Below are 10,122 nucleotides of genomic sequence, written 5' to 3' on the forward strand. Positions count from 1 at the left end.
GGAGAAGGCTGGCGCCACCATCACCGTGGCCGGCAATGGCCAGTTGGTGTTGGACCAACTGGTCGCCCATGGGCCGGAAGGCTTCGACGCGGTGCTGATGGATGTGCAGATGCCGGTGATGGACGGCATTGAGGCCACCCGCTGGATACGGGAGGACTCCCGGTTCGCCGCTTTGCCCATCATCGCGATGACGGCGGATGCCTTGCTGGAGGAAAGGGAAAACTGCCTGGCCGCCGGCATGGTGGACCATATCGCCAAGCCGATCGATCCCCACCAGATGTTCGCCACCCTGCTGCGCTGGACGCGGCCGACCGGAAATCATCCGGCAAAACACGCCGTCGTGAAAGGCGAGTCGCGGACGGAAGCGCGAGCCATGCCGGTTGTTGATGGCCTGAATGTCTCTGCCGGCCTGCGCCGTGTGGCGGGCAACCGCGAGCTGTACCTGCATTTGCTGCGCCAGTTTGCAACGGAAGAGGCGGATGCGGCGGAGCGTCTGGGGGCCGCCCTGAACGCCGGCGACTATCAATCCGCAGAACGCATCGCGCATACCCTGAAAGGCATCAGCGGAAGCATTGGTTTTCCCGAGCTGCAGGAAATCGCCATGAAGCTGGAGCAGGCCATTCGCGCCCGCGAAGGCTACGAAGCGATACTGGTGTCGCTGACTGCGCGGATGGCGCATCTCGTCGCGGCATTGCGCAACGCGCTGGACGCGCTGGCGCCGGCCGCGGATACGGAGGAAACGCAAGGGGCCGGCCTGCTGGCGCAGCTTGCTGCCTTGCTGGCCGCCAGCGACGGCGAAGCCTTGGGATATTTCCTGGCGCACTCCGCCGAAGTCAGGGAAACCTTCCCTGGCGATGACTATACGGCTTTCGAAAAAGCGCTGATCAACTTTGACTTTCCCGCGGCGCTGGCATCCCTGTGTGCTGCGGCGGCGCAGCAGGGCATCACGTTTCCGGAGGATGCATCATGAACGCAGTGCCCGACCTGAGACGCCAAACGGTCCTGATCGTGGACGATACGCCGGAAAGCCTCACCCAGCTTTATGGCTTGCTGAAAGACCATTACCGCACCCAGATTGCCAACGGCGGCGAGAGAGCGCTGCAGATCGTGGCCGGCGACACCTTGCCGGACCTGGTGTTGCTGGATGTGATGATGCCGGGCATCGGTGGACTGGAAGTCTGCCGCCGCCTCAAGGATGATCCGCGTACCGCGGAAATTCCGGTGATTTTCCTGACGGCGATGAGCGAGAACGAGGACGAGCAGGCGGGTTTCGACGCCGGCGCGGTCGACTACATCATCAAACCCATCTCGCCGCCCATCGTCATGGCGCGCGTCTCCACCCACCTCCGTCTCAAGGCCGCCTCGGACTTCCTGGAGGACAAGGCCGCCTTCCTGCAAAGCGAGGTGGAGCGCCGCACCCGTGAAGTGCAGGTCATTCAGGATGTCACGATCATGGCGCTGGCATCGTTGGCGGAAACCAGGGATCATGAAACCGGCAACCATCTGCGACGGACGCAGAACTACGTCCGCGCGCTGGCGGTCGAGTTGCGCAAACATCCAAAATATCGGCTGGAGCTGAATGACGAAACCATCATGATGCTGTACAAGTCGGCGCCGCTGCACGATATCGGCAAGGTCGGCATCCCCGACCACATTCTACTGAAGCCGGGTCGCTTGACGCCTGAAGAGTTCGAAGTGATGAAAACGCACACCACGCTCGGCCGCGACACCATTGCCGCGGCCGAGAGAATGCTGGATGCGCCCAGCAACTTTCTGCGGCTGGCGCGCGAGATTGCGCATTGCCACCAGGAAAAATGGGATGGCAGCGGCTATCCCCAGGGGCTGGCTGGGGAGAATATTCCGCTTTCCGCGCGCCTGATGGCGTTGGCGGACGTCTACGATGCGCTGATCTCGCGCAGGGTGTACAAGCCTGCCTTCGCGCACGAGCAGGCGGTGGAAATGATGCGGGAAGGCAGCGGCCGGCATTTCGATCCTGAAGTGGTCAAGGCTTTTCTGCAGATTTCCGACGAATTCCACACTATTGCCCTGAGGTATACCGACGAATCGTAGCAAGCCGGATCGGAGTGGGCTAGCGGTGGTATTCGCCGGCCGCCTCCGGTTGGTAGACGATTTCCAGCACGGTCAGGCGGGTGGTGCCGGAAGGTGTTGGCCACTGCATGTCCTGCCCGGTGGATAGGCCGAGCAGCGCGGCGCCTATCGGTGCCAGCACGGAGATCCGGCCTTGTTCGCTATCGGCATCGCGCGGGTAGACCAGCGTAAGCAGTTTCTCCTGGCCGTCGCCCAGACGGATGCGCGCGCGGCTGTTCATGGTGATGACATTGGCCGGCATGGCCTCTGGCTCCACCACGTCGGCGCGTTCCAGCTCTGCCTCCAGTCGACCGGCGACCGGATGGTCCCTCTCGCAAGTCTCCAGCAGCGCGGCCAGGCGCTCGTAATCGAGCGAGGAAACCATGATGGCTGGGGTAATCGACATATGAGACTCCTTCAGATGGACAAAGGGCACCGCGATGGGTGCCCTGTGGACAAATCCTGGATGGATTCACAAGTCGATCATAAAGGATTCAAAGCCGCGCAAACAAGGCTTGCGCGGCAATTATTTTGCATCTTGCGGCCGGAACTTTTTCATTAAATTGCCTTAGCCCAGCAAGGACAAGGCTGCTTGGGGCGCGATGTTCGCCTGGCGCTGGGTCAGGGCTGCGGATTGACCCAGGATTTGCTGCGACGCCAGTTGCGCGCTGGCTGCCGCGTAGTCGGTGTCGCTGATCCGGCTATTGGCCGCCTCGGTGCTGATATTGGAGGTTTGCAGATTGCTGATGACCGAATCGAAGCTGTTGCCGACGGTGCCGAGCGTGGTGCGTTGCGCGCCTATGGTATTGAGGTCGCTCCGCGCGCTTTGCTGGGCGGTCAGCGCATTGGCCTGGGTGGTGATGTCGATGGTGTTGGTGGCCGCCAGATTGGCGTTGTAGCCATTGAGTCCGCCGGACGAGGGCGCCGCCGACAGGTTGATGCCGGGAACGGTGACCTGATTGGAGGCGGTGCCGTTCGGTCCGACTTGAAAAGTCGTGGAGTTGCCACCGGTCAGCAGCGGGGTGCCGTTGTACTGGGCGCTCTGCACGATTTGTGAATTGGCCTGGGTCAGTTGGTCAACCTGCTGCTGCAATGCCTGGCGGTTGCTGCTGTTGAGCGCGCCGTCGCCTGACTGGATCGCCAGGTTCTGAATCTGCTGGGTATTGTCTTGCAGCTGGCCCAGAGCGGAATCGGCGGTCTGCACCAGGGAAATCCCGTCGCTGGTGTTGTTCAGCGCCTGGTTGTTGCCGTTGATCTGCGCTTGCAGTTGCTGTGAGATGGCTTGATTCGCCGCGTTGACCGAATCGCCGCTGAGCTGCGAGCCGGAGCCCAGTTCGGCCAGCACCTGCTTGGTTGCCTGCTGAGTCTTGCTCAACTGATATTGCCCGGCCAGCGAGGCCAGGTTGCTGTTGACGGTAAGTGCCATGGTGTTTCTCCTGCAAGCTGACTGCTCTAGACAATACTATTGCTTCAGTTTAGAAACAATGGCTTGTCGGCACAATAGCAATTTAAAGATCGCAACAATTCAGGGCGGGAATCAGGCGCCGCAAGCCACGATGGCAAACAAAAAGGCCTGCATGGAATGCAGGCCCCGCGGCAGGCTGGTGATGCTTACTTTACGCCGGGCTTTTCTGGCGTGCCGGCGGACTGGGTCAGGATTTCATAGCCGGTTTCCGTGACCAGCACGGTGTGTTCCCATTGGGCGGACAGGCTGCGGTCCTTGGTGACCACGGTCCAGCCATCGGCCAGCATGCGCAGGTGGCGCTTGCCCTGGTTGATCATGGGCTCGATGGTGAAGATCATGCCGGCCTGGATTTCCAGTCCGGTGCCAGGACGGCCGTAATGCAGGATCTGCGGCTCCTCGTGGAATTTCTTGCCTATGCCGTGGCCGCAGAACTCCTGCACCACGCTGTAGCCGGCGGCTTCGGCATGGCTTTGGATCGCGTAGCCGATGTCGCCCAGCTTGATGCCGGGCTTGACCTTCTCGATTCCCTTCCACATGCATTCATAGGTGATCTTGCACAGGCGCCTGGCGTGCGGGCTGACCTCGCCGACATAGAACATGCGGCTGGTGTCGCCGTGGTAGCCGTCCTTGATCACGGTGATGTCCAGATTGACGATGTCGCCGTTTTTCAGCGGCTTATCGTTGGGAATGCCGTGGCAGATGACGTGGTTGACCGAGGTGCAGATCGACTTGGGGTAGGGGATGTGGCCATCGGGAGCGTAGTTCAGCGGCGCCGGGATGGTGCCTTGCTCCTTCACCATGTAGTCGTGGCACAGCTTGTCTATGGCTTCGGTGGTGACGCCGGGCTTGATGTGGGGCGTGATGAAGTCCAAAACCTCGGAGGCCAGACGGCCTGCGATGCGCATCTTCTCGATGTCCTGCGCGTCTTTCAGATGGATAGCCATTTAATTGAATAAACCTGTTATTTTCAGTTGCTTGCAGTTTAAGGGCGCGCGGCTGGTGAAAGATCTCTCAACTCTCTTTCAGCAATCCGTCCGCATCCCGACCCTGAATGTTGATGACTTATTTGTGTCCATTCTACACCACTTGCAAAGTAAGTTATCCAGCCGCTGGGCGCGGCGCCTGTGCCGGACACGAAAATGGCCATTCAAGACAGCCGCAATGCGGCTCGACGGTCCACGCCATTCCTGCCGCTGTCTTGGGCATCTTGTCTACTGCGGTTTTCCTTGGGCTGCGCGCCCGTCATCCTCGCGAAAGTTGATGGACGGTGAAAATGAAAAGCCCGCAGCGCGTGCGGGGCTTGTGCTGGAAGCTGGCAGTCCGCTAGTAGTTCAGCCGCAATTCCTGTCGGACGCGATCAAGGTCGCCCTGGACGGTTACCGAGTCGTCCTTGCCGAACTTGATCACCACTTCTTCCTTGTTTGTCGACTGGTAGGAATAGGTGACACGCTGCGGGTTGACCAGAACTTCCTCTCCATCGGTATTCAGAAATGTAGCAAGGCCCATGGCTTTACCCTCCGAGATGCCCATACGGTATGGGACATCAGAATGCTAAGCGCGAAAGGCTTTGCCATTCAATTGTAATGAATACTTGCGGCGCCTGCGGTGTCGCCGGATATGGCCGTCCATGCACTCGCCACGGATGATTAGCCTGCATGCGCGGCCAGCCATTGTTTCAGTTGCGCCAGCAATTGATCCAGTTCCAGCCGGAGGCGGGCAAAGCGCTGCTCTACATCGGGAGCCGCTTCGGCAATGGCATTCTCAAGCTCCAGGGCTTGCCGGACAAAACCATCGTCGACGAACGTGCCAAGCGAGCCTCGATAGCGGTGCACCAGCCGCGCGGCGATATCGAAGTCCCCGCTCTCCCATTGCCGGAACGCCTGCTCGAAATCGATTTTGCTGTTGACGATCACGCCGAGCAGGATGGCGTTCAGCCTGGAGGCGGAGACCTTGTGCAGCATGTCGAGGGTGTCCAGCTTCAGCCAGTCGAGGTGCGCCTGAGCGTTGCCGTCGGGAGCCGTCGTTATTGCCGGCGCGCTGCCTTGGAGGCGGGCCAGCAAGGCCAGCAGTTGCTCTCCGTCCACCGGCTTGGCCAGGAAGCCATCCATGCCGGCCTCGCGGCAGCGTTCCCGCTCGTGAGGCCGGCTGCCGGCGGTCAGCGCAACGATGGGCAGCGTCAGCCCTAGTTCCTGCCTGATGATGCGGGTGGCGTCATAGCCGTCCATCACCGGCATGTGCACATCCATCAGCACCAAGTGATAAGGCGGCTCCGCAGCCCGCAAGCGCGCCACAGCCTGGGCACCGTCGGCGACAATGTCCAGGACGACCACGCAATTCTCCAGCAGGCTGGCAACCATCATCCGATTGATGTCGCTGTCTTCCACCAGCAACACGCGCAGGTTTTCACCATCGGCGCCAGCTTGTCGCTTCTGTTCCATGAGTCCTCCGGGAAATTCATGCGCCAGATGGCAACGGCATCGGCATTTATCGTGTTAGGAGTTGTAGCTGTAATACCTGAATGGCGTATGGTTTGCCGCGAGACCCTGCCAATGGCGGATAGCCTATGCTGATAGCTTAGCCAAGCGAAAGGGGCGATGAAATGGAGAGGCCCCGGCTGGATTTTGCCCAGGAGACCCTGGGTAACATCAATTAGCGCTATCAGTTGCAGCAGAGCGATACCCAGGCGCTGTTCATTCATATGCGCGAAGAATTCAAGGAGGTGTTGTTGTATCTGGGCTGACAGAAGCGCAGGTGGAGACCTTCGGGGACGCGCTGCGGGTGGTGGCCGGCTGCGGAATCATCGGGCTGCTGGTGTTTGGCGGCTACGCAGTCTGTTTTGCGCTGCCGCTGGTGAGGCGCGGCTTTATGCGGATACGTCGGCTGTTCGACGCCGCACTTGCCATCTTGTTTGGCTATGCCGGCTGGCGCATGCTGGCGGCGGCGTTGAAGCCGCTTTGACCGCGCCATCAGACTGCGCAAAGACAAAGCCCGCTTGATGCGGGCTTTGTCTTTGCGCGGGGCGGAACCTGCGCTTATTTTTGTTCCAGATGGTAGCGGGTGACCCGCTCGACTTCTTCCTTGGAGCCCAGGAACACCGCGACGCGTTCGTGCAGCTTCTGCGGCACAATGTCCATGATGCGTTCCTTGCCGTTGGTGGCGACGCCGCCGGCCTGCTCGATGACGAAAGCCATCGGGTTGCCTTCGTACATCAGGCGCAGCTTGCCGGCCTTGCCCGGGTCGCGCGCGTCTTTCGGGTACATGAAGATGCCGCCGCGAGTGATGATGCGGTGCACTTCCGCCACCATCGAGGCCACCCAGCGCATATTGAAGTCGCGGCCGCGCGGGCCGGTGCTGCCGGCCAGCAACTCTTCCACGTAACGGCGCACCGGCGCTTCCCAGTGGCGCATATTAGACATATTGATGGCGAACTCGCCAGTGCTTTCCGGGACTTGCATGTCCGGGTGGGTGAGCACGAAGGAGCCGTGCTCGCGATCCAGGGTGAAGCCATGTACGCCGCTGCCGAAGGTCAGCACCAGCATGGTTTGCGGGCCGTATACGGTGTAACCGGCAGCCACCTGGCGGGTGCCGGGCTGCAGGAAGTCCTGCTCGGACGGCATGGTGACGCCTTCCGGACAGCGCAGGATGGAGAAGATGGTTCCCACCGAGATGTTGACGTCGATATTGGACGAGCCATCCAGCGGGTCGAACATCAGCAGGTATTCGCCTTTCGGGTATTCGCCGGGAATATGGTAGGGCAGCTCCATTTCCTCCGACGCCATCGCCGCCAGGCTGCCGCCCCATTCATTGGCATCCAGCAGGAAGTCGTTGGCGATCACATCCAGCTTTTTCTGCGCTTCGCCTTGCACATTGCCGGTGCCGGCCTCGCCCAACACTCCGGCCAGCGCGCCTTTGTTGACCGAATAGCTGATTGCCTTGCAGGCTCGGCCAACGGTTTCGATCAGCAGGCGCAGTTCCGGCGGCAGGGTGCCGGCCTTGCGTTGCTGTTCGATCAGAAAGCGGGAGAGGGTGATGCGGCTCATGGCGTTCCTTATGGAATGGGTGGGTGCGCGAATGATAATGCCGACGGTTGGCCGGCACAACGCGGCATTATAGCGAATAAGCCGGCAACATCGGCAGCCGGCAACTATCAAGAATGTTGTAGTGCGTATGATTGAGGACGCCGCCATGCCGAACCGTCTCTTGTTAATTCTGTTGCTGTGCGCCGCGTGGCCGGCGCGGGCGCTGACCATCTACACCGAAGACTGGCCGCCGATCACGCTCCAGCGCAACGGCGTGGCCGATGGCATGGCGGTGGAGGTGGTGCGGGAAATCCAGGCCCACATCCATGACAACAGCCAGATCGAAGTTGTTCCCTGGGCGCGCGGCTATAAGGAGCTGCTGACCAACCCGGGCGTGATGCTGTTTACCGTCGGCCGCAATGACGCACGCGAGAAACAGATGTCGTTGCTGGGGCCGATCGCGGTTTCGCAAACCGTGCTGCTGGCCCGCAAAGGCGAGGCAGCCAAGTTGTTGGCGCTGGGCGCGGGCATTTACCAGCGTCCCGTCGGAGCGTACCGCGGCAGCATTTTCGCCGACGCGGCGTCCGCCGCCGGTTTCGTCGAGGTGGATTTGGCGCCCACGCCGCAGGTGACGGCGCAGAAGCTGTTGCTCGGCCGTTACGACATGTGGGTGGAGGGCGGCTTCGTGGTGTCCTCGGTGCTTAAGGACATCCACCAGCCGGCGGACGCGGTTGAAGTGGTGCGGGTGCTGGAGTCGCTGGAGCTGTATCTGGCGTTTTCCCGCGGCACCGGCGCCGACGAGGTGCGGCACTGGCAGGACGGCTTCGCCGCCATCAAGAAAGACGGCACCTTCAAGCGCATCTACAACAAATGGCTGCCGCGCGATGCCGCGCCCATGGATTTGCGCCTAATCGGCGTGCCGCCGGGGCCGGCTCGCTAACGCCGGGCGTTTATGCCGAAGCGGCTTCGCTTTCCAGCCAGCGGCGGAAAGCCGCCACTGTGGAATCCTCCGCCGCCATGCGCGGCACCACCCAGCAGTAGTCCCGTACCGTGGCGACCGGCGCGGCAAGGGGCGAAACCAGCGCGCCGGCGTCTATTTGCGCCTGGGCCATCGGCATCGGTCCCAGCACCACGCCCAGCCCGTCCACGGCCGCCTGCAGCGCCAGCGAGAATTTGTCGAAATGCATGCTGCTGGCCGATCGCAGCTCCGGCACGCCGGCCAGCGTCAACCAGCGCGGCCAGGCGGTGGGGCGGGTATCGGCGTGCAGCAGCGTGTGGGAAGTGAGGTCGGCCGGGCTTTGCAGCGGAATACGCGACAGCAGCGCCGGACTGCACAGCGGCAGTTCCCACTCTTTCAGGAAGGGTTTGGCGATATGGCCGGGCCAGTCGCCGGGGCCGCGGCGGATGGCCAGATCGAACGGCGCGTCCAGCCGGCTGATGTCGCGGTCGGAGGTCGCCAGATGCAGCTCCAGGTCGGGAAACTGGGCGCGGAAGCCCGCCAGCCGGGGCAGCAGCCAGTAGCTGGCGAACGTGGGTGTGGAATTGATGCTGAGCCGGCGCTGGTTGTTGGGCAGCAGCAGTTGCGAAGTGGCGTTGGCGATCAAATCCAGTCCGTCCTGCACCTGCACCAGGTAGCGCCAGCCGGCGTCGGTCAGCTTGACCCGGCCGCCGCTGCGCTCGAACAGAAGGATACCGAGCCAGTCTTCCAGCTGCTTTATCTGTTTGCTCACAGCGCCGTGGGTGACGAACAGCTCGCCCCCGGCGGCGGAAAAGCTTTCCAGCCGGGCGGCAGCCTCGAAAATGCGCAAGGAGTTCAGGGGAGGGTAAGTGCTCATGCTGTGATTTTAACTCACAATCCATGTTGCCATTACTCGTTTGTATGCAATCGTCTAAACGCGTAATCTTCACTCATTACAAAGTGCATCATTCACACGCGCCATCGCCGGATAATGATGCGGAATCGTCGAATGAAGTTTGCCGGCCGCCTTGCGCCGGCAGACTTGCCAACAACCAAGCCAAGAAGGTCCCAAGTCATGCTAGAAGCTTATCGTCAGCACGTTGCCGAGCGCGCAGCGCTGGGCATCCCCCCCCTGCCGCTGTCCGCCAAGCAGGTTGAAGAACTGGTCGAACTGCTGAAAAACCCGCCCAAAGGTGAGGAAAGCACTCTGGTCGATCTGATCACCCACCGCGTGCCGCCTGGCGTGGATGATGCCGCCAAGGTCAAGGCGTCCTTCCTGGCCGCCGTCGCCGAAGGCAGCGTGAAGTCGCCGCTGGTTTCGCGCGAACTGGCTACCGAGCTGTTGGGCACCATGCTGGGCGGCTACAACATCAAGCCGCTGATTGACCTGCTGGACGACAAGGCCGTGGCGCAGATCGCCGCCAACGGCCTGAAGAAAACCCTGCTGATGTTCGACTCCTTCCACGACGTGAAGGAGAAGATGGACAAGGGCAATGGCTTTGCCAAGGAAGTGGTGGAATCCTGGGCCAACGCCGAATGGTTCACCAGCCGTCCGGAAGTGGCGCAGAAGATCACCGTCACCGTATTCAAGG

General features: G+C 61.4%; 11 protein-coding genes and 1 pseudogene. 5 read left to right on the forward strand and 7 right to left on the reverse strand.

The window, feature by feature from the left end:
• The coding region (locus BI344_RS19690; RefSeq protein WP_139167081.1) for a response regulator at positions 1–970 on the forward strand (970 nt) is incomplete at its 5' end.
• The gene (locus BI344_RS19695; protein ID WP_071114507.1) at positions 967–2,070 is read left to right on the forward strand and encodes an HD-GYP domain-containing protein; all 1,104 of its coding nucleotides are present in this window, start codon (positions 967–969) and stop codon (positions 2,068–2,070) included. The genes BI344_RS19690 and BI344_RS19695, both read left to right, overlap by 4 nt.
• Positions 2,071–2,089: 19 nt before the next feature.
• On the opposite strand, the gene rnk is transcribed toward BI344_RS19695, so the two are convergent.
• The 5 genes from rnk to BI344_RS19720 all read right to left on the reverse strand — a co-directional run bounded on the left by rnk (position 2,090) and on the right by BI344_RS19720 (position 5,991).
• Entirely contained in the window at positions 2,090–2,494 is a 405-nt protein-coding gene (gene rnk, locus BI344_RS19700) for a nucleoside diphosphate kinase regulator (protein WP_071114508.1), read from the reverse strand.
• A 162-nt stretch (positions 2,495–2,656) separates the two neighbouring features.
• On the reverse strand, positions 2,657–3,514 hold the full coding sequence (locus tag BI344_RS19705) for a flagellin N-terminal helical domain-containing protein (protein WP_071114509.1): 858 nt from the start codon (positions 3,512–3,514) through the stop codon (positions 2,657–2,659).
• A gap of 185 nt (positions 3,515–3,699) precedes the next feature.
• A complete protein-coding gene (map, locus tag BI344_RS19710; protein ID WP_071114510.1) occupies positions 3,700–4,497 on the reverse strand; it encodes a type I methionyl aminopeptidase in 798 nt (265 codons plus the stop codon).
• Positions 4,498–4,876: 379 nt separating this feature from the next.
• Positions 4,877–5,059, reverse strand: a complete 183-nt coding sequence (locus BI344_RS19715) for a hypothetical protein (protein ID WP_139167082.1) — start codon at positions 5,057–5,059, stop codon at positions 4,877–4,879.
• Positions 5,060–5,199: 140 nt separating this feature from the next.
• Positions 5,200–5,991 (reverse strand): response regulator, encoded by a 792-nt coding sequence (locus BI344_RS19720; RefSeq protein WP_071114512.1) that lies wholly within the window; start codon positions 5,989–5,991, stop codon positions 5,200–5,202.
• 313 nt (positions 5,992–6,304) lie between these two features.
• Here BI344_RS19720 and BI344_RS19725 point away from each other — a divergent pair, with 313 nt between their 5' ends.
• The gene (locus BI344_RS19725; protein ID WP_071114513.1) at positions 6,305–6,511 is read left to right on the forward strand and encodes a hypothetical protein; all 207 of its coding nucleotides are present in this window, start codon (positions 6,305–6,307) and stop codon (positions 6,509–6,511) included.
• A 74-nt stretch (positions 6,512–6,585) separates the two neighbouring features.
• Here BI344_RS19725 and BI344_RS19730 read toward each other — a convergent pair whose 3' ends face one another.
• Positions 6,586–7,593: a class 1 fructose-bisphosphatase gene (locus tag BI344_RS19730; protein ID WP_071114514.1), complete on the reverse strand. Its 1,008-nt coding sequence runs from the start codon at positions 7,591–7,593 to the stop codon at positions 6,586–6,588.
• Between the two features lie 145 nt (positions 7,594–7,738).
• Here BI344_RS19730 and BI344_RS19735 point away from each other — a divergent pair, with 145 nt between their 5' ends.
• Positions 7,739–8,512 carry a substrate-binding periplasmic protein gene (locus BI344_RS19735; protein ID WP_158021095.1) on the forward strand — a complete coding sequence of 258 codons (774 nt, stop codon included), beginning with the start codon at positions 7,739–7,741 and terminating at the stop codon, positions 8,510–8,512.
• Between the two features lie 10 nt (positions 8,513–8,522).
• Here the strand turns inward: BI344_RS19735 and gcvA are convergent, their stop codons facing one another.
• Positions 8,523–9,407, reverse strand: coding sequence for a transcriptional regulator GcvA (gene gcvA, locus BI344_RS19740; protein WP_071114515.1), 885 nt, complete (start codon positions 9,405–9,407; stop codon positions 8,523–8,525).
• A gap of 198 nt (positions 9,408–9,605) precedes the next feature.
• Here gcvA and BI344_RS19745 point away from each other — a divergent pair.
• A pseudogene (locus BI344_RS19745) lies at positions 9,606–10,122 on the forward strand (bifunctional aconitate hydratase 2/2-methylisocitrate dehydratase); the annotation flags it as partial.

Source organism: Chromobacterium sphagni, from assembly GCF_001855555.1.
Classification (GTDB): domain Bacteria; phylum Pseudomonadota; class Gammaproteobacteria; order Burkholderiales; family Chromobacteriaceae; genus Chromobacterium; species Chromobacterium sphagni.